Origin of the sequence: Pontibacter pamirensis (assembly GCF_010015475.1) — a bacterium.
GTDB lineage: Bacteria > Bacteroidota > Bacteroidia > Cytophagales > Hymenobacteraceae > Pontibacter > Pontibacter pamirensis.
In genome coordinates this window covers 74,582-98,471 of the sequence record NZ_SSNI01000015.1, presented here as the reverse complement: position 1 = coordinate 98,471, position 23,890 = coordinate 74,582, and the positions used below count along the sequence as shown (strand labels likewise).

21 protein-coding genes are annotated in these 23,890 nt (G+C 48.5%); 13 read left to right on the top strand and 8 right to left on the bottom strand.

The window, feature by feature from the left end; genetic code table 11:
• Positions 1-20: 20 nt before the first annotated feature.
• The 3 genes from E1919_RS14020 (at position 21) to recJ (ending at position 6,277) form a co-directional block, all read left to right on the top strand.
• Positions 21-2,132: a peptidylprolyl isomerase gene (locus E1919_RS14020; RefSeq protein ID WP_162054027.1), complete on the top strand. Its 2,112-nt coding sequence runs from the start codon at positions 21-23 to the stop codon at positions 2,130-2,132.
• 283 nt (positions 2,133-2,415) lie between these two features.
• Entirely contained in the window at positions 2,416-4,233 is a 1,818-nt protein-coding gene (locus E1919_RS14015) for a tetratricopeptide repeat protein (protein ID WP_162054026.1), read from the top strand.
• A 337-nt stretch (positions 4,234-4,570) separates the two neighbouring features.
• Positions 4,571-6,277 carry a single-stranded-DNA-specific exonuclease RecJ gene (gene recJ / locus E1919_RS14010; protein ID WP_162054025.1) on the top strand — a complete coding sequence of 569 codons (1,707 nt, stop codon included), beginning with the start codon at positions 4,571-4,573 and terminating at the stop codon, positions 6,275-6,277.
• Positions 6,278-6,323: 46 nt separating this feature from the next.
• Here the strand turns inward: recJ and E1919_RS14005 are convergent, their stop codons facing one another.
• Together E1919_RS14005 and E1919_RS14000 are read right to left on the bottom strand one after the other, a co-directional pair.
• A complete protein-coding gene (locus E1919_RS14005; protein ID WP_162054024.1) occupies positions 6,324-6,893 on the bottom strand; it encodes a hypothetical protein in 570 nt (189 codons plus the stop codon).
• A 105-nt stretch (positions 6,894-6,998) separates the two neighbouring features.
• The gene (locus tag E1919_RS14000) at positions 6,999-7,817 is read right to left on the bottom strand and encodes a glycoside hydrolase family 25 protein (RefSeq protein ID WP_162054023.1); all 819 of its coding nucleotides are present in this window, start codon (positions 7,815-7,817) and stop codon (positions 6,999-7,001) included.
• 192 nt (positions 7,818-8,009) lie between these two features.
• On the opposite strand from E1919_RS14000, the gene lptB reads away from it, so the two are divergent.
• Both lptB and E1919_RS13990 read left to right on the top strand, forming a co-directional pair.
• Positions 8,010-8,741: an LPS export ABC transporter ATP-binding protein gene (gene lptB, locus E1919_RS13995; RefSeq protein ID WP_162054069.1), complete on the top strand. Its 732-nt coding sequence runs from the start codon at positions 8,010-8,012 to the stop codon at positions 8,739-8,741.
• An 80-nt stretch (positions 8,742-8,821) separates the two neighbouring features.
• Complete coding sequence (locus E1919_RS13990) at positions 8,822-10,306, top strand: GH3 auxin-responsive promoter family protein (protein ID WP_162054068.1); 1,485 nt, start codon at positions 8,822-8,824, stop codon at positions 10,304-10,306.
• A gap of 133 nt (positions 10,307-10,439) precedes the next feature.
• On the opposite strand, the gene E1919_RS13985 is transcribed toward E1919_RS13990, so the two are convergent.
• The 3 genes from E1919_RS13985 to gltX all read right to left on the bottom strand — a co-directional run bounded on the left by E1919_RS13985 (position 10,440) and on the right by gltX (position 13,385).
• On the bottom strand, positions 10,440-11,207 hold the full coding sequence (locus E1919_RS13985; RefSeq protein WP_162054022.1) for a TIGR00266 family protein: 768 nt from the start codon (positions 11,205-11,207) through the stop codon (positions 10,440-10,442).
• A gap of 145 nt (positions 11,208-11,352) precedes the next feature.
• Positions 11,353-11,715, bottom strand: a complete 363-nt coding sequence (locus E1919_RS13980; RefSeq protein ID WP_162054021.1) for a hypothetical protein — start codon at positions 11,713-11,715, stop codon at positions 11,353-11,355.
• Positions 11,716-11,843: 128 nt separating this feature from the next.
• On the bottom strand, positions 11,844-13,385 hold the full coding sequence (gltX, locus tag E1919_RS13975; RefSeq protein ID WP_162054020.1) for a glutamate--tRNA ligase: 1,542 nt from the start codon (positions 13,383-13,385) through the stop codon (positions 11,844-11,846).
• Between the two features lie 184 nt (positions 13,386-13,569).
• Here gltX and E1919_RS13970 point away from each other — a divergent pair, with 184 nt between their 5' ends.
• Entirely contained in the window at positions 13,570-14,592 is a 1,023-nt protein-coding gene (locus tag E1919_RS13970) for a YihY/virulence factor BrkB family protein (RefSeq protein WP_162054019.1), read from the top strand.
• Positions 14,593-14,742: 150 nt separating this feature from the next.
• Here E1919_RS13970 and E1919_RS13965 read toward each other — a convergent pair whose 3' ends face one another.
• Positions 14,743-15,123, bottom strand: a complete 381-nt coding sequence (locus E1919_RS13965; protein WP_162054018.1) for a RidA family protein — start codon at positions 15,121-15,123, stop codon at positions 14,743-14,745.
• Positions 15,124-15,174: 51 nt separating this feature from the next.
• On the opposite strand from E1919_RS13965, the gene E1919_RS13960 reads away from it, so the two are divergent.
• Complete coding sequence (locus E1919_RS13960) at positions 15,175-15,852, top strand: 3-hydroxyacyl-CoA dehydrogenase family protein (protein ID WP_162054017.1); 678 nt, start codon at positions 15,175-15,177, stop codon at positions 15,850-15,852.
• 70 nt (positions 15,853-15,922) lie between these two features.
• Here E1919_RS13960 and glmS read toward each other — a convergent pair whose 3' ends face one another.
• Both glmS and E1919_RS13950 read right to left on the bottom strand, forming a co-directional pair.
• Entirely contained in the window at positions 15,923-17,758 is a 1,836-nt protein-coding gene (gene glmS / locus E1919_RS13955) for a glutamine--fructose-6-phosphate transaminase (isomerizing) (RefSeq protein ID WP_162054016.1), read from the bottom strand.
• Positions 17,759-17,918: 160 nt separating this feature from the next.
• Positions 17,919-18,731, bottom strand: a complete 813-nt coding sequence (locus tag E1919_RS13950) for a glycogen/starch synthase (RefSeq protein WP_162054015.1) — start codon at positions 18,729-18,731, stop codon at positions 17,919-17,921.
• Between the two features lie 136 nt (positions 18,732-18,867).
• Here E1919_RS13950 and panC point away from each other — a divergent pair, with 136 nt between their 5' ends.
• The 6 genes from panC (at position 18,868) to E1919_RS13920 (ending at position 23,760) form a co-directional block, all read left to right on the top strand.
• Positions 18,868-19,725 (top strand): pantoate--beta-alanine ligase, encoded by an 858-nt coding sequence (panC, locus tag E1919_RS13945; protein ID WP_162054014.1) that lies wholly within the window; start codon positions 18,868-18,870, stop codon positions 19,723-19,725.
• A 97-nt stretch (positions 19,726-19,822) separates the two neighbouring features.
• Positions 19,823-20,170, top strand: a complete 348-nt coding sequence (gene panD / locus E1919_RS13940; protein WP_115566286.1) for an aspartate 1-decarboxylase — start codon at positions 19,823-19,825, stop codon at positions 20,168-20,170.
• Between the two features lie 9 nt (positions 20,171-20,179).
• Positions 20,180-21,229, top strand: a complete 1,050-nt coding sequence (locus tag E1919_RS13935; RefSeq protein ID WP_162054013.1) for a lysylphosphatidylglycerol synthase transmembrane domain-containing protein — start codon at positions 20,180-20,182, stop codon at positions 21,227-21,229.
• A complete protein-coding gene (gene rfaE2 / locus E1919_RS13930; RefSeq protein ID WP_162054012.1) occupies positions 21,213-21,704 on the top strand; it encodes a D-glycero-beta-D-manno-heptose 1-phosphate adenylyltransferase in 492 nt (163 codons plus the stop codon). Before E1919_RS13935 ends, rfaE2 begins: the two co-directional genes overlap by 17 nt.
• 14 nt (positions 21,705-21,718) lie before the next feature.
• A complete protein-coding gene (locus E1919_RS13925) occupies positions 21,719-22,399 on the top strand; it encodes a zinc metallopeptidase (protein WP_162054011.1) in 681 nt (226 codons plus the stop codon).
• A gap of 218 nt (positions 22,400-22,617) precedes the next feature.
• Complete coding sequence (locus E1919_RS13920) at positions 22,618-23,760, top strand: acyl-CoA dehydrogenase (RefSeq protein WP_162054010.1); 1,143 nt, start codon at positions 22,618-22,620, stop codon at positions 23,758-23,760.
• The last annotated feature ends 130 nt before the right edge of the window (positions 23,761-23,890 follow it).

The window sequence follows — 23,890 nt, the reverse complement described above, 5'->3', positions numbered from 1 at the left end:
TTTTTATATTTAAATAAAGAATGGCATTAATTAACAAGATTAGAGAAAAGTCTGGTTGGGCTGTAGGCGCCATTGCGATAGGGCTTGGCGTTTTTGTTGTGGGCGGCGACCTGCTTGGGCCTAACTCAAGGCTTCTGGGAAACGATGCAAATACCGTTGGTGAAATAGCCGGTGAAGAAATTGAGTTTCAGGAATTTGACCAGGTGTTGCAGCAGGTAAAAGCGGATTACGAAAACCGAACCGGCCGTGCTGCCAACGAAGGGGAGCTAGCAATGCTGCGTGAGCAGGCCTGGAACCAGCTAATCTTTAAAATTGCGCTACAGAAAGAATATGACCGCCTTGGCATAGCGGTAACGGAAGAAGAACTGGCAGACATGGTGCAGGGTAACAATATTCACCCGGCTGTGCAGCAAGCTTTCACCAATCCTCAGACAGGTGAGTTCGACCGCAACCAGGTAGTGCAGTACCTGCAGAACCTGGACCAGATGGGCCCGGAAGCACGCCCGATGTGGGTTAACTTTGAGCAGAGCATCTATGCTGACCGTATGCAGTCGAAGTACATGAACTTGCTGACCAAGACAGTATATATTACAGACACAGAGGCTAAGAACTATTACCAGGCGCAAAACGCTTCTGCTAGTATTAAAGCTTTATTTGTGCCTTTCGTTAGTGTATCAGACTCAGCAGTGCAGGTAACGGACGCACAACTGCAGGATTACTTTGACCGCAATAAAGAGCTCTACAAAGTTGACGAAGGTCGCTCAATGGAGTTTGTAACCATTCCGGTGAACGCATCCCCTGAAGATAGCAGCTACATAAATCAGGAGTTAGGTACGCTGTCGCAGCAGTTTGCGGCGGCAACCAACGATTCAGCTTTTGTAAACGCGAACTCTGACGTTCCTTTCGATGGCACTTACCGTAACCCGGGCCAGCTCCCAGAGCCACTTCGCAACCAGTTGCCTTTAGAAGAAGGTAAAGTTTACGGTCCATACAGTGAAAACAGCACTAAAGCGCTTTTCAAAGTAACGGATGTAAGAGAAGCAGACGCAAGTGCTGTAAGAGCAAGCCACATCCTGATCAGACCAGAGAATGATACGCCAGAGGCTAAAGCTGCTGCCCAGGCAAAAGCACAGGATGTGCTGGCGCAAATCAGGAACGGTGCTGACTTTGCACAGATGGCTGCACAGTATGGCACAGACGGTACTGCCTCTACAGGTGGTGATTTAGGTTGGTTCCCGCAAGGACAGATGGTATCGGAGTTTGACGAGGCTGTGTTTAATTATTCAGGCATTGGTCTGCTGCCAAACCTTGTGGAGACTGAGTACGGCTACCATATTGTCAAGGTAACTGCTCCTAAGTCAAACCAGGAGTATCAGATTGCTGGTGTGCAACGCGCCATCGAACCAAGCGAGACCACACGTGATGCTGCTTATGCGGTAGCGGATGAGTTATCCGGTACGAGTGAGAGCGCTGAAGAACTTAGAGAGAATGTTGCGCAGAATCCATCTCTGGTGAAAGAAGAAGCAACTGCCATTGGTAAAAACAACATTGTTGTAAACAACCTCAACAACGCGCGTGAACTGGTGCGCTGGGCATATGCCAAAGACACTGACGTAGGTGATGTATCGCCTGTGTTCGAAATAGAAGATCAGTTTGTAGTAGCAACGCTCACAAACAAGCGTGAAAAAGGCTATGCAAAACTGGAGGATGTGCGTGAGGAACTAACTGCTGCGGTACGCAATGAGTTAAAGGCGCAGCAAATTATCGCGAAACTAGAGGGCCAGCAAGGTACTTTAGACGAGATTGCCGCTAGCTATGGCCCGGATGCAACAGTCAGAACTGCTGATAACGTAACGTTTGCCTCTGCTGCTATACCTGGTTTAGGTGTAGAGCCAATGGCTGTTGGTAAGGCTTTCGGTTTAAAGCCAGGTGCCCGTACAGCTCCATTTGAGGGCCAGAGCGGTGTGCTGATGGTAGAACTGACGCAAATGAACCCTGCCCCGGAAATCAACGACTTCTCTAATGTGAAAGAGCAAATGCGTGGTACCCGCACAAACTCTGTGCAGAGCAACGCCTTCGAAGCTATCAGAGAAAAAGCGGATGTAAAAGACAATCGCGTTAGATTCTTCTAATCAAGAAATAACATACAAAAAGCAGAAAGCCACTCCCCAAAGAGTGGCTTTCTGCTTTTATGTCTAATTGGGTGTGCTTCAGCTAAAGCAAACACGGCAGGCCGTCAGCCTGCAGCAATCAATTATGTGTAAAAAAATTAAACTGATTCAGTATATTCATAGTTAAGAAGAAAGTACCAGGGAGAAACTGAATATCCTCCCGGTTTCCTTTTTCAGGAACTTTATAAAATGTTATAGATCAAGTGCATATCAACAGGCGCTACCACATCGTTTTAAGGAAACTATGCTAACAAAACTATACCATACCCTCCTGCTCTCGCTGCTTATGCTGGCAGCTGTGCCAGCGGCACGGGCACAGCATCAGGACCTGGAGCTGGCCCGCCAGTACTTAAGCCAGGGCGATTACAAAAAAGCCGAATCGCTATACGCTAAGCTGATAAATGAGCAGCGGTTGTTTAATGTCGTGTACCCGGACTATCTGAAGGTCCTGCTGGCGCAGCAGAACTATAAAGAAGCTGAGAAGCTGGTGAAGAAAACCAGCAAGCGTTTCCCGGACAACCCTGGCTATGAAGTGGACTTAGGTATAGTATATCAGGCTGCAGGAAATAAAGCCGCTGCCGAAAAGCAATTCAACAATCTGATATCCGGGCTCAAACCAGAGGCGGTTATTACGATGGCCAGTGCTTTTATACAAAACGAACTTTATGACTATGCCGAAAAGGCTTACCTGCGCGGCCGTGAGCTAAACAACGACCCTATGGCGTATAACCGTTCGCTGATTTCGCTGTACATGTACCGGCAGAAGACGGAGCAGTTGATTTTCGAAGCATTAAATCTGGTGCAGGCAGATGAAAAAGAGCTGGGCTATGCGCAGAACATGCTGCAGAACAGCATGCGGGAAGAAGAGCACTTTGATGCACTGGAGAAAGAGCTGATCCTGAAGGTGCAGCAGAACCCCGATAAGCTGGCCTTTAACGAGCTGCTTATCTGGCTGTATGTGCAGCGCCGCGACTTTTACAGTGCACTGCTACAGGCACGTGCCGTAGACAAGCGTACCCGCAGCGGCGGTACCCGTGTAATGGAACTGGGAGCCATCAGCCTCAAGAACAACGACTACCAGGGTGCCATTGAGGCCTATGAGTATATTGTGCAGGAGTACCCAGAGGGGCCCTACTACCTGGTGGCACGGCAGCGCCTGATAAATGCCCGCGAAGAGCAGGTGCAGAATACGTTTCCGGTAAGCGGGGAGAAAATACAGGCGCTGTTAGCAGACTATGATGCGCTTTTGAGCGAGGTGGGACGCACTTCCGAAACTGTGGAGGTGCTGCAGCATATGGCGTCCTTATACGCCTTCCAACTAGATGATAAAGAAAAAGCCATTGCCCTGTTGCAGGAGGCCATCAGTATGCCCCGGGCAAACTCCAGCCTGGTGGCAGACAGCAAACTCACCCTGGGGGATATTTACCTGCTGAAGGGGGAACCCTGGGAAAGCACCCTGCTATATTCCCAGGTGGAGAAGTCGCATAAGGAGACGCCGGTAGGGCACGAGGCGAAGCTGCGCAACGCCCGCCTCAACTATTACAAAGGCGACTTTGAACTGGCACAGGCCCACCTCGATATTCTGAAGCTAGCCACCAGCCGCGAGATAGCCAACGATGCCATGGACTTGAGCCTGCTAATTACAGATAACACCGGCCTCGACACGTCTACGGTTGCCATGGAAGCCTACGCTGCCATCGACCTGCTGGTGTTCCAAAACAAGCTGCAGGAGGCGCAGCAAGCGCTGGATGGTATGCTGCAGCAGTTTCCGGGGCACAGCCTCACAGATGAAATATACTTCCAGAAAGCCAACATTTATGAGCGCACCGGGGACTTTGAGAAGGCCGTTGAAAACCTGCAGAAAATTGTGGACGGCCCAAAAATTGACATTCTGAGCGATGATGCCTTGTATAAACTGGCTTTTATTTACGAAGAGAACCTGCAGGACAGGGAGAAGGCACAGCAATTGTACAACGACCTGTTGGTAAAGCACCAGGGAAGCATCTTTGCGGCAGAAGCCCGCAAGCGCTTCCGCAAGTTGCGTGGAGATACCGTGAATTAAAGAGCTGAGGCAAACTGCTCAATGCATAAACTCCTGTGCTTCATATATCCTGCCGAAGAATCGAGACACGTCATACGTCGTGATACGCGAAATCATCCGAAGAAAATGATGAGGACTAGAATGAAAAGAACAAAGAACCCATACATTATCAGGTCGAGGGAATAGTTCTTATACTTTTCGAAAAGCTCCTTGAGTCGTTTCACGTTCTTTCCTGTTATACCGCAACAAAAATACGAAATTTAAGACGAAGGTGAAGGCAGCAAGCCGGCACCTTCACTCAAAAATCCCTGAAAAAAGCTACCTTTGCAACTAAACGATTGTAGTGTAGCAGAAGCATATGGAGAAAAGGTGGGTATATAGCCAGGAGGCGCCAGCAGAGGTAGTAGAGTGTTTATCAGAAAGCCTCAAAATCAGCCCCACCTTAGCCAGTATTCTTTGCCAGCGCGGCATCAGCACCTTTGAAGAAGCGAAGCACTTCTTCCGCCCCTCCCTCTCAGACCTGCACGACCCCTTCCTGATGAAGGGTATGGACAAAGCCGTGGATCGCCTGAACGAAGCCCTGCACAAAAGTGAGAAGATACTGGTATATGGTGACTATGACGTGGATGGCACCACCTCTGTGGCGCTGATGTACGGTTTCCTGCGCCATTACACTCACCAGATAGATTTCTACATTCCGGACAGGTACAAAGAAGGTTACGGCGTTTCGCAGCAAGGCGTCGAATGGGCGGCAGAGAACGGCTTCAAGCTCATCATCAGCCTCGACTGCGGCATCAAGTCTGCTGATAAAGTAGCTTTAGCCAAAGAAAAAGGCATTGACTTTATTATCTGCGACCATCACTTACCAGACGAAGATGTGCCGCAGGCTGTGGCGGTGCTGGACCCGAAACAAGTGGATTGCCCTTACCCTTACAAAGAGCTGTCAGGCTGTGGTGTGGGCTTTAAGCTGGCGCAGGCGTTCTGTATACAAAACGACATTGACCAGGAAGAGGCTTTTAAGATGCTCGACCTGCTGGTGGTGAGCATAGCGGCAGATATAGTGCCTATTACGGGTGAGAACCGCATCCTGGCGCACTACGGGCTTCGCCACCTGAACGGCCCGCAGCCCATGCGCCCGGGGCTGGATGCGCTGAAAGAACTAGCCGCCATCAACTATGAGATGGACATCACCAGCATTGTGTTTGGCTTTGCGCCACGCATCAATGCCGCCGGACGTATGGGAGATGCCAAGAACTCGGTGCGCATGCTGCTGGCCCAGACAAAAGATGAGGCTTTTAAAATGGCCGCCATCATCAATGAGTCTAACAAGGAGCGCCGCACCAAAGACTCAAACATTACCAAAGAGGCGCTGCAGATGATTGAAGAGGATGATTTCCTGCGGTCGGCTAACTCTACGGTGCTGTTTAAGGAGACGTGGCACAAAGGCGTGATTGGTATTGTAGCCTCCCGCTGTATCGAAAAATATTACCGCCCCACCATCATCCTTACCCAATCAAATGGTGTGGCATCAGGCTCGGCACGGTCGGTGCACGGGTTTAACGTGCACGATGCCATCGAGAGTTGCGCCGATTTGCTGGAGCAGTTTGGCGGACACATGTATGCAGCAGGCCTTACAATGCCCGTAGAGAACGTGCAGGCTTTCCGGGAGCGTTTTGAGGAAGTAGTGGCCAGTACTATTACGGCAGAGCAGAAAATTCCGCAGATACAGATAGACGGTAAAATAGAGCTGAAGCAGATAACCCGCAACTTCTATAATATTATCCGGCAGATGGAGCCTTTCGGGCCCGGTAATATGGGGCCGGTGTTTGAGTCAGAGTGCGTGTATGACACAGGAAGCGTGCGCATTGTAGGCGATACACACCTGAAGCTGCGCCTGACGCAGGATGGCTTCCATACCATTGATGCCATTGGCTTCGGCCTCAGCGATTACTACAAAGCCATCTCCAAAGGCATTCCGTTTAATGTGTGTTATACAGTGGAAGAAAACATATACCGTGGCGTTATTTCGCTGCAGCTCCGCATCAAAGATATCCGGGTAAAATAACACAGGGTAAGCAAAAGAGCTCACAGGTCGTCGGGAGCCTTTCTGCTTACAATTGAAAAGTAACAGGAGCTGTACTGGCGTTGGCAAGCAGTTCTTCCTGGGTTACATGCCGGAAAGACATTTTATATCCCTGGTACAGGGCGATGCCGTAGAAGATTACATCCATAGGAGAAAACGTCTCCACCATTAGTTCCGGCACATAGCTGTAGTCAAACGTCTGCAGCACCTCCAGGTAGCCTAATGCATTATCTTCGGCTACAAAGCCGCAGATGCCCAGGAAATTACCCAACACGCAGCCTAACAGTGCCAGCAGTGCCCCCATCACACCAAAGACTTTGTCTATTCCCTGCCCCATGGTTCGCATCACGTACCCCACCGCAAAACTAATAGCAACAGCCATGTAACCGATCTGGTAGCCTGTTATAACCGTGATAACAGCCCATACAACTGCTCCTGCCACAGCAGCCAGCAAACCAGCCAGTATGCCTTTGACAAGGCGCTGCTCCATGCTTAGCCTGTGCATGTAAAGTTCCAGTTTGTGCTGGTCGAGCGTGGGGGCAGGAGAGGCTGCTGTTTCTATAGCCTCGTCTGCTGTTTTATGTAAGGGTGTTTCCATTCGCTGTAATTTTATAGGGATAGGTTCAAAAGCAGATGCGTAAGCCAGTGCAAACTATCAGCAGCGATGGCATTAGGAAAGAAAACAACAGACAGGCAGCTATACCTAGGGCAGCGGGTACATATGCTTTAACTGCTTCAGAGGGCTTGGTTCTTCTGAGGCGACTAAATCCGGGATGCACAGCTGAGACAGGGTTTCCACGTCGCCGAGAAAGAAGTTCATGTCTACGGCTGTTTTAATACCCGTTATCCGGCCTTTATCGGTATGTTGCCAGAACATCCAGCTGTCGGTGTGGTGCACCTCCGGTTGTATAGGGCTGTAGCGGGCAATCCAGAAATGATAGCCTTTAAAATGCCCCTGCAGATAGCGGCGGTAGTAGTTCTGGCTGGTATAGATAATAGGCTTTACGCCATAGTGCGCTGTTACCGCCTCTAACCAGGTATGGATGCTTTCGCGCAACTGTGTGGGGCTTACCTGCGGGTCTGATACCTCTACGTCCAGCACCGGTGGCAGGTCGCCCGGTTCCAGCACGACAGAGTTCGTGAAGAGCTCGATTTGGCACTGTACGGGAGCAAGTGGCTTAAAGAAATGATAGGCGCCCCGCCTGATTCCGTTGCGCTTCGACTCGCTCCAGTTGCGCGTAAAATATGGGTCTTGCCTGAAATCACCTTCAGTGGCTTTGATGAAGGAGAAGACGATTTCCTCCTCCTTTACTAATTCCCAGTTAATATCTTTTTGCCACCTCGACACATCAATACCCTTCACCGTAGCATTGACCGGGCTGCTGCTGGCGGTGCCGGGTTTGGTAGGGTCGTTATGAGTGACTTCTGTAGGAGCAGACGCCATACCGGTATGTCCCGCTAAAAGTAGCAGGCTTGAAAAAGCCAGTTTCTGGCACACCGATAAAATTGAAAACAGCGGCATAATTCATGTTTGAGATAAGCGAGTTATAAGTTATATATTAATCTCCGCTTATACAATATATAATAATAAGGATTATAGAGAATATTAGTTCCATATCAATAGCAGATTTAAAATATAAGACGTTAAGGTAGTGGCAGGTACTCCAACACCTACACGTTGCAGGATGCAGCCTTTATGCGTAATTTAGCCACGATGATACTGAGAGCAGATAACCTGATAAAAAAGTACAAATCCCGCACCGTTGTAAATGATGTAAGCGTGGAGGTAAACCAGGGAGAAATAGTAGGATTGCTGGGCCCCAACGGAGCCGGTAAAACTACCTCTTTCTATATGATTGTGGGCTTGGTAAAGCCCAACAGCGGTAAGATATATTTGGACAAGGAAGACATTACGAACCTGCCAATGTACAAGCGAGCCAAGCGCGGCGTGGGGTACCTGGCGCAGGAAGCATCTGTTTTCCGGCAGCTAACGGTAGAGGAGAATATTCTGGCGGTGCTGGAAATGACGAAACTGCCTAAAAAGGCGCAGCACGAAAAGGTGGAGGATTTGCTGGAGGAGTTTTCTCTAACGCACGTGCGCAACAACAAAGGCATTGTGCTATCAGGGGGAGAGCGCCGCCGCACCGAGATTGCCCGTGCCTTAGCCGTAGACCCAAAATTTGTGCTGCTGGATGAGCCCTTCGCCGGTGTGGACCCCATTGCCGTAGAAGAAATACAAAGCATCGTAGCGAAGCTGAAAAGCAAGAACATCGGTATCCTCATCACCGACCACAACGTAAACGAGACCCTTTCCATTACAGACCGCGCTTACCTGCTCTTTGAAGGAAAGATCCTGAAATCAGGAACCGCAGAAGAACTGGCCGCCGACGAGCAGGTGCGCCGCGTATACTTAGGAAAGCACTTTGAGCTGAAGCGGAAGGTTTAACTGCCTAAAGCAATCAAGTACACGAACAACAATTTAACCTCCAGCAGTTGGAAATAATAAACTCTATAGTGACGTGGGTAATGAAGAAGCGGATTCATGACATCGATCTGTTTCGGAAGTACCCGCACGAGGTGCAGGCAGAGCTGTTCCAGAATTTGATCAGTGCCGCAAAAGATACCGAGTGGGGCAGGAAATACGGCTACAAAGATAACCTGTCGGTGCGGGAGTTCCAGGAGCGGGTGCCGGTAACAGATTATGAGAACCTATACCCGTACATAGAGCGGGTGATGAAGGGGGAGCAGAACCTGCTGTGGCCAAGTAAGATTGAGTGGTTCGCCAAATCATCCGGCACCACCAATGCCCGCAGTAAGTTTATTCCGGTTAGCCCGGAGTCGCTGGAGGATTGCCACTACAAAGGGGGCAAAGACATGCTCTCCATCTACGTGAACTTATACCCGGACACAAAGCTTTTCTCAGGCAAAGGCCTCTCCATCGGCGGTAGCCACAGACCCAGCGAGATAAATTCCAAAGTTTCCTGTGGTGATGTGTCGGCGGTAATCATGCAAAACCTGCCGATGTGGGCCGAGGCCATGCGCACCCCGCCGCTCAAAGTAGCCCTGATGGATAAGTGGGAGGAGAAGATCGAGAAAATGGTGGAGATAACGGTAGAGGAGAATGTCACGAGCATGAGCGGCGTGCCCACCTGGACCTATGTATTGCTGAAGCGCATTCTCGAGGTAACTGGTAAAAGCAACATCCTGGAGGTGTGGCCTAACCTGGAGCTGTTTACGCACGGTGCGGTGGCTTTTGGTCCTTACCGCCAGCTTTTCCGCGATATCATTCCATCAAATAAAATGAACTACCTGGAGGTGTACAATGCCTCCGAAGGCTTCTTTGGTATACAAGACCAGGCCGGCACAGAAGATGAAATGCTGCTGATGCTGGACTATGGCGTATACTATGAGTTTATTCCAATGGACCAGTATGAGGAGGAGGATCCTAAAACCCTCACCCTAGACCAGGTGGAACTGGGCAAGAACTATGCAATTGTGATTTCGACAAATGCCGGCTTGTGGCGGTACAAGATTGGCGATACCATCCGCTTTACCAGTCTCAGCCCATACCGAATCAAGATTTCCGGACGTACCAAACATTTTATAAATGCTTTTGGGGAGGAGGTGATCGTGGAGAATGCGGAGGTTGCTGTTACAAAAGCCTGTCAGGCTACTGGTGCCATCATTTCTAACTTCACGGCGGCACCGGTTTATATGGAGAGCGGTAAGCGCGGCAGGCATGAGTGGCTGATCGAGTTTGAAAAACAGCCGGATAACCTGGAACGTTTTACGCAGGTGCTGGACGAAACACTACGGGACGTAAACTCTGACTACGATGCTAAACGGCAGAATGATATTGCGCTGCAGGAGCCTCTTGTACACGCTGCCCCGCAAGGTGCTTTTATGAACTGGCTACGTCACAAGGGCAAGTTAGGAGGCCAGAACAAAGTGCCCCGTCTCAGCAACTCCCGTGAATACCTGGAGGAGATGATGCAGGTAAACGGGATGTAGCTGGTTTTATTTACCTAAGCTTAAACAGCATCGGCCCCGGCAAGTTTGTACTTGCCGGGGCCGATGCTGTTTTAAAACTATACTGACCTAAACAGCTCCACTTATAATTCAGAATTGGGAGCGACAGCGACCGCTATTCCATAAAGCTGCTGAACATGCCACCTTCTTTTTTGGTATTTTCACCGTGCGGCATCAGTGCCTCAATCAGTTTCTTCACTGGCATAGACTGTAGCCATACCCGGCCGGTGCCTCTAAGGGTAGCCAGGAATATGCCTTCGCCGCCAAATATCATCGATTTTAACCCGCCTGCACGCTGTACACTAAAATCGATGCCTTCCTCAAAGGCTACCACGCAACCGGTATCCACGCGCAGTGTCTGGTTGTTCAGCTCCTTTTCTACTACGGTGCCGCCGGCATGTACAAAGGCTAGGCCATCACCCTGCATCCGCTGCAGTATAAAACCTTCGCCACCAAAGAAGCCGGAGCCTAAGCGCTGGTTAAAGTGGATACTGAGCTTTGTGCCTAGCGCAGCAGCTAAAAAAGCATCTTTTTGAGCAATCAGGCTGCTGTTGCGCATCTGGCGGAGGTCGATAGGCAGGATTGTGCCTGGGTAAGGCGCGGAAAAAGCCACACGACTTTTGCCATAGCCACGGTGCGTAAAATGCGTCATAAAGAGCGATTCACCAGTTATCATGCGGCTGCCTGCTGAAACCAGCTTCCCTAAGAAGCCTTGGCTGGGATTAGAGCCGTCGCCCATCTTTGTCTGGAAATCAATGCCCTCTTCCATGTATACCATGGCACCGGCCTCGGCAATTACGGTTTCGTTTGAGTCAAGCTCAACTTCCAGCACCTGAATGTCATGACCGAAAATCTTGTAATCGATCTCGTGTGAATTTATCATAGTTATATGTAAGGTTGGTTAAACGATGCGATTTGACTGCAGTTATAAAACGTATTGGTCGCTGTTTCTATATAACCTGATGCATGAGATTCAAATATATATTTTGTTTGCCTATATACAGTGTATTGACTTTGACTGTACAATGCTAATCCTCATCATCCTCCTCATCCACATCACCTTTACTGCGACGGGCTTTGGGCAGGTCAGGGTCATCCTCTGCATCAGATGTTGAAGTGGTGGTGCGCACGAAGTCCTCGTCTGTTTCTTCCACTTCTTCGCCTTCTTCTATATGAAATTCCTCCTCCTCGCGTTTGGCCTTTTCGGCTGCATTGCGCTTCACCAGTTTTTTGTCTTCCACGTTCTGGTTCAGGAATTCATTTATCTTGTCGATGCTATAGTTGGATATGATTTCGCCGTGCTCGTTCACCTTTATCTCAAAACCTTCCAGGTCTTTGTGCACTTTCGACTTCTTCTTGCTGCTCTTGTCGTCTTTTTTATTTTTAGCCATGGTTTTACAGTTTTATACTCTTGTTATATAAGCTAAGCAGCCGCAATTTGTTGCAAAGAAGGTCCAAAGCAGGAAATAAAAAAGGCTAACCATATGGTTAGCCTTTCTCTTTATCTAAAGTATGCCGCTTATGTTGCAGCATATGAGCTCAGTTTATTTATAGCGGATTCGATGCGGGAAGCTGTCTCTTCGCGTCCTATTACCTCAATGATGTGCATCAGGTCCGGGCCCGCTTCTGCGCCTGTTACCGCTAAGCGCAGCGCCTGCATTACCTGCCCTAGCTTCATGTTGTGGCGCTCCAGAATGCTAGTTAGCAGATCTTTCACTGTATCGGCGTTAAAATCCTCCAGCGTAAAAAGCTTGTTTTTGAAGTCTTCAAACACGGCTACAGACTGGCTGTTCCACTTTTTGGAAGCTACCTTTTCGCTGTATTCTGTCGGGGCAACAAAGAAGTACTTCGCCTCCTGCCAGAAATCCTGCGGAAAGCTTACGCGCTCTTTCATCAGGCCGGCAATCTTTTCTGCCTTCTCATGCGAAGTGGTGATATCATGCTCCTCCAGTGCCTTCAGCAGGTAGTCTGCCAGTTCGCTGTCTGGTTTGGCGCGCAGGTACTGCTCGTTAAACCAACGGGCCTTCTGAATATCGAACCGCGTGCCTGACTTGCCGATGCGCTCTACAGAGAATTCCTCTATCAACTCGTCCATGGAGAAGAGCTCCTGCTGTGTACCCGGGTTCCAGCCCAGAAAAGCCAGGAAGTTAACAAACGCATCTGGTAAATATCCGCTTTCGCGGTAGCCTGATGATACCTCACCTATATTTGGATCTTGCCAGCGCAGCGGGAATACTGGGAAACCCAGCTTATCGCCGTCGCGCTTGCTTAGCTTGCCATTGCCGTCCGGCTTCAGAAGCAGCGGCAGGTGGGCAAACTCCGGCATGGTGTCTTCCCAGCCCAGGTAGCGGTACAGCAGCACGTGCAGGGGCGCTGATGGCAGCCACTCCTCACCGCGGATTACGTGCGTAATCTTCATGAGGTGGTCGTCTACGATGTTGGCCAGGTGGTACGTCGGCATACCATCCGACTTCATCAGTACTTTATCATCAATGGCAGAAGAGTGTACCATTACCCAACCGCGGATCAGGTCTTTCAGGCGCACTTCCTCTTTGCGGGGCACTTTCAGACGGATAACATAAGGCTCACCAGACTCCAGGCGCTGCTTCACCTCATCTTCTGGCAGGGTGAGCGAGTTCTTCATGGTGGCGCGGGTGATGGCGTTATACTGTGGCGTGGCCACTTTGGCTGCTTTCAGGCGCTCACGCATTTCGTCCAGTTCCTCGGCCGTATCAAAGGCGTAGTAGGCATGGCCGCTCTCGATGAGTTGCAGCGCATACTGCATGTACATCGGCTTGCGCTCCGACTGGCGGTATGGCGCATAGGGGCCTCCGTTCCATGGGCTCTCGTCCAGCTCAACACCGCACCACTCCAGCGACTCACGGATATAATCTTCAGCGCCCGGCACAAAGCGGGTCTGATCTGTGTCCTCGATGCGCAGAATCATTTTGCCGCCCGTTTTGCGGGCCAGCAGGTAATTATATAAGGCAGTGCGCACACCACCGATATGGAGAGGCCCGGTCGGGCTTGGGGCAAAGCGTACTCTAACTTCTCTTTCCATGTATTTTTGTCTGGTTCAGGTCGTTCTAATTCGGCACAAAGGTACAAAATAAAGTTTGTTTAGGTAAATGCTCCGCCAGCAAAGGCAGCGGAGCCAGAAACAAGGAAGGGCGGTGAGAGTTAATAGATTATAAACATAATCAGATATTTCCGTACTTGCTTAGTAAAGAATCCTAAATTGTGCCATGGTAAAAAGCCGGCTTAAAATAATATGGGGCCTTTTAAGGGAGACTTCATCAGAGTTTATTGATAACAACTCCTGGCAAAAGGGTGCTGCGTTGGCCTACTATACTATTTTCGCATTGCCGCCCATGCTCATCATTATTATAAGCGCAGCCGGTTACTTTTTTGGGGAGCAGGCAGTGTCTGGTGAGATATACTATCAGATAAAGGAGGTTATTGGCACGGAGGGGGCTTACTCGGTGCAGAAGATGGTGGAAAACGTAAATGCGTTTTCGAACATAACGCTGGCTGCAATAGCAGGTGTTATTGCCCTTTTTATTGCGGCCACGGGTGTCTTTATCTCGCTCCAGGATTCGTTGAATGAGATATGGTACGTGAAGCCCAAGCCCAAGCGAGGATATGTGAAGCTGATCCTCGACAGGTTTCTTTCCTTCGGTATGATTCTGATAATTGCCGTAATCCTGTTGCTCTCGCTGTTGGTAAACGCAATATTGGTAGCCATAGGCGACTTCCTGACGGCACGCTTCTCCAGTTGGGTCATATATGTGCTACATTTTGCAAACTTCGCCTCTGTACTGCTACTTATGTCTTTCCTGTTTGCCTGTATCTATAAGTTCTTGCCCGATGCCAAAATAAAATGGCGCGATGTGTGGGTTGGGGCGCTGGTAACAGCTTTGCTATTTGTTGCTTTCCGTGGGTTGATTGGCTTTTACCTGGGCAAGAACGACGTAGGATCGGTATATGGGGCAGCAGGTTCTGTGGTGGTTATACTTACCTGGGTATTTTTTAATTCCCAGATTATCTTTTTTGGTGCAGTGTTTACGTTTGTGTATTCCCGAAAGTATGGCTTTAACATCTATCCTGCAGAGTATGCGGTGCGTGTCATCCGGAGGCAGGTAGAGGTTGGGAACTCAGCTGTTAATGTCGAGCCGGGTGTGGATGAAGAAGAAATGATTGGTGAGCAGGAAGGACAAGCCTCTGAGGAAGAAGACGAAGGCGCAGCCTCTCAGGGAGCGAACATCTGAGGGAAAGGCAAAATCTGACAAAAGACGAGGACAAAGGAAGAAAGACTAAAAGAGGCTCTGATGTTTTCCTTTGTCTTGTATCCTTTGTCCTTTGTCAAAGCATTCGTATAGCGTTTGTCGCAGAGTAGAGTTTATTGCCTTATCAATTCGCTACTTGGCTGCGATGCAGGAAATCTCTACGTTAACATCTTTTGGCAAACGGCTTACTTCCACGGTTTCGCGGGCTGGTGGGTTGCTGGTGAAATAGCTGCCGTAGGTTTCGTTGATGCGGCCAAAGTTGTTCAGGTCTTTTACGAAGATGGTGCACTTTAGCACATTCTCAAAGCCCATACCTGCTTGTTGTAAAATAGCGCTGAGGTTTTTCATAACCTGGTGCGTTTCGTTTTCGATGCTGTCGTTTATCAGTTCCCCGCTTGCCTGGTTAAGCGCAATCTGGCCTGATACGTACAAGGTGCCATTTGCCAAAGTTGCCTGGCTGTATGGGCCAATAGGAGCAGGGGCCTGGGAAGAGGTGATGATGCTGTGTGCCATAGACGGATTCGTTTTAAATTGTATCTTTACTATCAAAAGTACTGAATTTTTATGCACATAGTTGTTTTATCAGGCGCTGAAATGGCCGGAGAGTTTAAGCAGAAGTTCCCGGAGGGGAACAAAGAAATCAGCTTCTCCTTTTTGCACCACCATAACCTTCATGGTGAGCAGTTACAGCCAACAGACATTATATTCGACTTTCTGCTGCACAGGCAGCCGGAGCGCCTAAGTTATTATGCACCGGAGCAGGTGGTATTCTGCAATGCCGCCACGGTGCAACTGGCGGCGCTGGTAAAGGAGGCTCAACTAGAAGAGCCTTGTACTCTGATCGGTATTAACGGCCTGCCAACTTTGCTGAACCGGCCTGTGCTGGAGGTCAGCCTGCTAAACCCGGAGCATGAAGAGAAGTTAAAAGACGTTTGCGCTGCACTAGGCACGGAGTACCTGCTGGTGGATGACAGAGTAGGCATGGTAACCCCGCGCATGATTTGCATGATCATCAACGAGGCCTGTTTTACCCTGCAGGAGGAGACTGCTAGCATCGCAGATATAAATCAGGGTATGAAATTGGGTACAAATTATCCTAAGGGTCCCTTCGAGTGGGCGAATGAGATGGGTATAGCAAACGTGTATGAGGTGCTGCAGGCAGTATACGAAGACACAAAAGACGAGCGATACAAAATCTGTCCGCTGCTGAAGATCAAGTACCTGAAAGGAGAGCAGTTTTAGATTGATATAAAACAAGAAAGGGAGCCAGCGCTGGCTCCCTTTCTTGTTTATTGGATACTAGGTCTAGGTGTTACTCTACCGTTACAGACTTTGCTAAGTTCCGTGGCTGGTCTACATCACAGCCGCGCATTACAGCAATGTGGTAAGAGAGTAACTGCAGTGGAATAACAGACAGCAATGGCATCAGGTGCTCACTTGTCTCAGGAATTTCAATCACATAATCCGCCATAGACGGTATAGTAGTATCTCCCTCTGTTACCACGGCTATTACTTTGCCTTTACGTGCGCGCACTTCCTGAACGTTTGAAACCACTTTTTCATACGAGCTGTCCTTCGTCGCGATGACTACTACTGGCATTTGCTCATCGATTAGGGCAATTGGGCCGTGCTTCATCTCTGCCGCAGGATAACCCTCTGCATGAATGTAAGAAATCTCTTTCAGCTTCAGTGCGCCCTCTAACGCAACCGGGTAGTTGTAACCACGGCCAAGGTAGATGAAGTTAGTGGCATCTTTATACTTTGCAGATATCTCCTTGATTTGGTCATCCAACAGCAGGCATTGCTCTACTTTTGCAGGAATGGTCTCCAACTCTACCATCAGCTGGCGAAGCTTGGTTTCCTCTAATGTTCCGCGCTTGCTGCCGATAATCATCGCAATGAGTGCCAGCACCGTTACCTGAGCAGTGAAGGCCTTTGTACTGGCAACACCAATTTCAGGGCCTGCATGTGTATAGGCACCGGCATCTGTGGCGCGGGCAATAGACGAGCCCACCACGTTACAGATACCAAATATGGTAGCTCCTTTGGACTTGGCCAACTCAATGGCAGCCAGTGTGTCCGCAGTCTCACCAGACTGTGAAATGGCAACAACAATATCATCTTCTGTGATAATCGGGTTCCTGTAACGGAATTCTGAGGCATACTCTACCTCTACAGGTATGCGGGCAAAATCTTCAATGAGATATTCCGCCACCAGCCCTGCGTGCCATGATGTACCGCAGGCTACAATAATGATACGCTTTGCATTCACGAACTTGTTCTCATACTCACGGATACCGCTCATCATGAGGTGGTCGCTTTCTGCAATCATACGGCCACGCATGCTGTCCAGGATAGAGCGGGGCTGCTCAAAAATCTCCTTCAGCATGAAATGTTCGTAGCCACCTTTCTCGATAGACTCTAAAGCCATCTCCAGAGTCTGTACATAAGGAGTTTGCTTCACGTCCTCTTTCGTTCGGATGTCCAGCTCGCCGTTATTTATAACAGCCAGCTCGTAATCGTTCAGGTATACCACCTCGTTTGTGTACTCAATAATAGGCGTGGCATCAGAAGCTAGAAAATATTCTCCCTTACCAATACCTACTACCAATGGGCTACCCTTGCGTGCTGCTATCAACTGGTTAGGGCTATCTTTGGATAGTACTACAATGGCGTATGCGCCCACTACTTCGTGCAAGGCCAAACGTACTGCTTCTGGTAAAGAGCAGTCATTGTTTTTAAGTATTTCCTCAATCAGGTTGATAAATACTTCTGAGTCCGTATCGGATTGGAACGTATGGCCTTTCTGAATCAGGAGTTGCTTTAGCGAAGCATAATTCTCAATAATACCATTATGGATAATGGCAATGTTTTTTGACGTGGAGTAATGTGGATGTGCATTCACATCGTTTGGCTCACCGTGTGTAGCCCAGCGGGTGTGGCCCATGCCAATGTTTCCGTGTGTATCTATCTCTGCGAGAGAAGCTTCTAAGTCGGCTACCTTTCCTTTCTTCTTATAGATGTTCAGAGAGCCGTTCATGAGTGCAACTCCTGCACTGTCATAGCCTCTGTACTCTAGTCGCTTCAGGCCCTTTAAAATAATCGGGCAAGCTTCTCTATGCCCAACATATGCTACAATTCCACACATAATTTAAGTTTGATATAAAATTTTAAGTTTGTTACAAAATATAATAGGTACCACAAAGGTACCTATTATTAGGGATTCTAATATTATGCTAACGTAATATATTATACTAACGTAATTTAGCTAAACTTTGATTTAAATCTAAAGCACAGAATTTAGCAGATTACTGGCCAAGCTGATTATAAAGCTCATAGTATGAGTCTAGGAGTGTATCATCGGGCTTAACTGTGCTGATGCTCTTTGTCTTTTTGAACTCACTGAATATGGCATTGATGCTGTCGCCAAAGTCTTCGTTTGTTTTGATAACAGCATCAGCATACTTCATACCGCACTTCACAAAACCATCACAATCAGCAGACTGCAGTTCCGTAAGCATGCTGTCGTTAATATCCATCATTTTCACCTTGTCTAGGAAACCTTCATCAAACTTCTGCTTATAGTTGTGGTTATACACTGTAAACATTGACTTGGCATCTTTGAAGATAGGATCTTTCTTATAAGTCGTTTTCAGGTACATTGGAATCAGACCTGTCATCCAGTCGTTGCAATGTACAATGTCTGGTGCCCAGCCTAGCTTTTTTACTGTTTCTAATACACCTTTGCAGAAGAAGATGGCACGTTCATCGTTGTCTGCGTGGAACTTGTTGTTTTTATCAACAAAGACAGACTTTCTGTGGAAATAGTCTTCGTTGTCGATAAAATAAACCTGTAGCTTTGCATTGGGAATAGAAGCTACCTTGATTACCAACGGTTTCTCATCATCGCCCACTGCGATGTTAATACCAGAAAGGCGTACCACTTCATGTAAACGGTTCTTGCGCTCATTGATCAGACCAAACCGTGGCACAAAAATGCGGATTTCCATTCCCCGTTCCTGCATTCCCTGTGGTAGCGTCTGAAGAAATTCAGCTACTTTAGTGGTTTGTAAGAAGGGATTCATCTCGGTGGCGGCGTATAAGATTCGCAATTTAGACATGGATATGTGGTTAAAATTTAAAAAGCAACAGTAATGGGACGTGCAAAATTAGTAATTTTTATTCTAATTTTCAATTTTAAACGTTATAACTTACTTTTGCCGGCTTTTACCAATCCCAAAAACGAATAGGACCGACATGGAAGTTATAAAGCAGGTTAGTACCATCCGGCAGCGGGTGCAGGCATTACGCTGTAGCGGCAAAAGCATTGGCTTTGTGCCTACCATGGGCGCCCTGCACGAAGGGCACCTGCAACTGCTTCAGGCCTCCGCTCAAGAGAACGATGTCACGATCTGTAGTATTTTTATTAATCCCACACAATTCAATAACCCGGACGATTATAAACTATACCCCCGTACCTTGGGCCAAGACACTGAACTGCTGAAAACAGTTGGCTGCAATGTTCTTTTCGCCCCAAGTTCAGAAGAGATATATCCACAACAACAGCCGCTTTTGCAGTTTAGTTTCGGGGCGCTCGAAGATGTGATGGAGGGGGAGCGCCGGCCGGGGCATTTCAATGGGGTTGCCACCATTGTAAGCAAGCTGTTTCACCTGGTGCAGCCGCACCGTGCTTACTTTGGCCAGAAAGACCTGCAGCAGGTGGCGATTGTGCGGCAGTTGGTGCATACACTTAGTTTTGACCTGGAACTAGTCTGCTACCCCACCGTGCGCGAGGAGGACGGTCTGGCCATGTCATCCAGAAACACCCGCCTGAATACGGAGCAGCGTCAGGTTGCTCCCACCCTCTATAAAGCCCTTAAATTAGCCGAAGCGCAACTTCGAAAGCAGCCTGTGGCAAAGACAAAAGCAGAGGTAGCTGCTTATCTCACAAGTGTGCATGGGGTAGAACTGGAGTATTTCGAAATCGCCGATCCCTCCACGCTGCAACCTGTGCAGGACGTGAGGAAAGTTCAGGAAGTGGCGCTCTGTATTGCGGCTGTTGTAGGACCTGTGCGCCTTATAGATAACATTCTGGTGAATTTAAACGAAGTATAGGTTGTTTAGCCATGGAGGAGGCAAAGTGGCACTTAAGGCATTGATAGTTAATCTGAGGCCAATTATCTAACTTTGCGGCTCATTACAGAAACACACCATGTATATTGAGGTTTTAAAATCTAAAATTCACCGTTGCAAGGTAACTCAGGCCGAACTGCACTATGTAGGAAGCATTACCATTGATGAGGACCTGATGGATGCGGCCAATGTGGTGGAGAATGAGAAAGTACAGATCGTTAACATTAACAACGGCGAGCGCTTCGAAACTTACGTGATAAAGGGAGAGCGCAGTACCGGCACTGTCTGCCTGAACGGCCCTGCGGCGCGTAAAGTGCAGGTGGGCGATATTGTTATCATTATCTCCTACTGCAGCATAAAGTTTGAAGATGCGAAGAGCCATACTCCAACGCTCGTATTCCCCGACCAGCATAACCGCTTGGTGTAATATGCCTTCATGAAGAAGAAACTGCTCTCATTTCTAAAGCCAGCACTATTGCTAGGGGTATCCGCCTTTTTGATGTGGTATGCACTCAAGGAGTTGGACTTTGAGAAAATGTGGGCTGAGTTTCTCCATGCTGACTATGGCTGGGTGCTGGTGTCGCTGGTAATGGGAGTGCTGGCCTATCTGAGCCGCGCCATCCGCTGGCAGATGCAAATTAAGCCCACCGGTTATCATCCCTCGGTGCGCAACACCTACAGCGCCATGATGATTGGCTACGTGGCAAACCTCGTACTGCCCCGAATGGGGGAGGTGGTGCGCTGCAGTGTGCTCAGGCGCACAGACGGAGTGCCCGTGAACACGGGTTTCGGTACTGTTATCGCGGAACGCATCATCGACATGGTCATGCTGCTGATGGCCATAGGGTTAACCTTTCTGATAGAGTTCGGCCGCATTCAGACATTTTTCCTAAGTCTTGTTTCGGATAAGTACAGCAACATGGAGCAAAGCATGAGCTCCTTGTATTGGTTGTTCTGGGTGCTGTTGGGTTTGATGGTCATGCTGCTGGTTATTGGGCTGCGTTACCTGAGCCGCCTGCGTAAAAACACATACTTCCGGAAGGCAGTTGACTTTGTAAAAGGCATGCTGAAGGGCGTTTTCAGTATAACGAAGCTGGAAAACCAAACCGCCTTCTGGATGCATACTGTGTTTGTGTGGGGGTTGTATTATGGCATGAGCTTAGTGGTTTTCTACGCTTTGCCTGCTACCTCCGGGCTATCATGGGGGGCTGGCTTGTCGGTATTGGTGGTGGGAAGCCTGGGTATGGCGGCGCCGGTGCAGGGAGGCATCGGGGTATATCACTTGCTGGTGCAGGCTACGCTGCTGCTATACGGGGTGCCTAAAGAAGCGGGTATGGCGTATGCCTTGCTGGCGCACACATCGCAAACACTTTTGGTTGTTCTAATGGGAGTGCTTAGTTTTATGGGGAGCATGTTGCGTAAACAAAGAAGCGCGCGCCTGCACCCTTCAAAACCAAGAGCAGAAACCCATGAAATCAACCGATAAAATCTTCACACTTCCGCAGTTGCAGGACCAGGTAAATGCCTGGCGCAAGCGGGGGCATAAAATTGTTTTCACGAACGGCTGTTTTGACCTGCTCCACCTCGGCCATGTCGACTACCTTGAGAAAGCCAGCCAGCTTGGCGATAAACTGGTGCTGGGTTTAAATACCGATGCCTCTATCAGCCGTATAAAAGGTCCTAACCGGCCCTTGCAGGACGAAATGTCACGCGCCAGAATTATGGCATCCCTTTTGTTTATAGATGCTGTAGTGCTGTTTGATGAAAACACGCCTCAGGAGCTAATAGAGGCAGTACAGCCGGACATATTAGTAAAAGGGGATGATTACACCATAGAAAATATTGTAGGCCACGAGGTAGTGTTGGCTCGGGGTGGCGAGGTGAAAACAGTGCCTTTGGTAAAAGGCTACTCTACCACCAATATTGTAAAGAAAATAGAGAAGCAGTTAAATCAACTATAAGTTAAAATAGAAACATGATAGGTATATATTTTATTGGTATTGTTTTCATGCTCATTAGCATGTGGGTGAGTCATAGATTAAAGAGTAAGTTCAAGGAATATTCCCAGACACCCCTTAGCTCTGGTTTGAGCGGCCGTGAGATAGCAGAAATGATGTTGGCCGACAATGGCATTACGGATGTGCGCGTGATGTCTGTAGCGGGCCGCCTGACGGACCATTACAACCCAGCCGACAAGACGGTAAACCTGAGTGAGTATGTGTTTGAGGCTCGCAGTGCGGCGGCGGCGGCAGTAGCAGCCCACGAATGCGGCCACGCCGTGCAGCATGCTAAGGCATACGGCTTCCTGAAGTTCCGATCGGCTATGGTGCCGGCGCTTAGCATCGCTTCCCGCTACATGCAGTGGATTATTCTAATCGGTATCCTGCTGTTGCAGACAACGCCCGTGCCTTTGGCTATTGGTGTAGCGCTGTTCGGCTTGACAACAATATTCAGCTTTATAACGCTGCCGGTTGAGTTTGATGCCAGTAAGCGCGCCCTTGCCTGGATTGACAGGAGAGGAGTAGTGACTACGCAGGAACATGGCATGGCAAAAGACGCGCTGAAATGGGCTGCCCTTACCTACGTGGTAGCGGCGCTGGGCTCTTTGGCTACTTTGCTATATTACGTATCGCTGCTGATGGGTCGTCGCGACTAAATATTTTTCAATCTGCCTGATTGTGAAGCGCTACTTATACTTTATGTATAGGTAGCGCTTTGTTTTTAGGAAAAAACAGAACCTGAGTAGCTAAAATAAGTAACAGACACAGGGTATTGCATAATAATAAGTAGAATTTAGAGTTTAATAAATGCCACCGAATTCTTAGTTTTGTACCAGATAAGGTTTAGTAGAAAATTTATATAGATAAATCAAGAATGGATTTTCAATTTACGGAAGAACAATTAGCAGTACAGGCTGCCGCCCGGGATTTTGCCCAAACGGAACTTCTGCCTGGTGTAATCGAGCGCGATGAAGAACAGAAGTTTCCTGCAGAGCAGGTTAAGAAATTGGGTGAACTTGGTTTTTTAGGAATGATGGTGGACCCGAAATACGGCGGTGGCGGTATGGATGCTGTGTCATATATACTGGCCATGGAAGAGATTTCAAAAGTAGATGCTTCTGCCTCTGTTGTCATGTCAGTAAACAATTCGCTTGTTTGCTGGGGCCTCGAAACGTATGGCACTGAAGAACAAAAGCAAAAGTATCTGACAAAGCTAGCTACAGGTGAAGTAATAGGTGCTTTCTGCCTGTCGGAGCCAGAAGCCGGCTCTGATGCCACCTCACAGCGTACCATTGCCGAAGACAAAGGAGACTATTACCTGCTAAATGGCACCAAAAACTGGATCACAAACGGCAGCACTGCTTCTGTGTACATTGTGATGGCGCAAACTAATCCAGAGAAGAAGCACCGTGGCATCAACGCTTTGATCGTGGAGCGCGACATGGAAGGTTTTGTGGTTGGCAATAAAGAAAACAAATTGGGTATACGGGGTTCTGACACACATTCGTTAATGTTTACAGATGTGAAGGTGCCAAAGGAAAACCGCATTGGCGAAGACGGCTTCGGATTTAAATTTGCAATGGCAACATTGGCTGGTGGCCGCATTGGTATTGCCGCACAGGCGCTCGGCATTGCATCCGGAGCCTACGAACTTGCTGTTAAATATGCGCAGGAGCGCAAAGCGTTTGGAGTAGAGATAGCAAAACACCAGGCAATTCAGTTCAAGTTGGCCGATATGGCGACTAATATTGAAGCTGCCCGTCTGCTATGCCTGCAGGCAGCCTACGACAAAGACACCCATCAGGACTATACTAAATCCGGTGCTATGGCGAAGCTGTTTGCCTCAAAAGTGGCCATGGAAACTACTGTGGAGGCAGTACAGGTGCATGGTGGTTATGGCTTCGTGAAAGAGTACCATGTGGAGCGTTTAATGCGCGATGCTAAAATCACACAAATTTATGAGGGTACCTCAGAGATACAAAAAATAGTAATTTCGAGAGAATTACTTAAGAAATAATCGTCTTAAATAGCTGTGTTCCTGCTGCTTAAGCCTTAGATATAGTTTTTCTAATTAAAATTTAATTTTTAAATTATTTTTGAATTTTATAAAGAATAATCTTAGCTTTAGGCCAAATTAAAGGGACAAC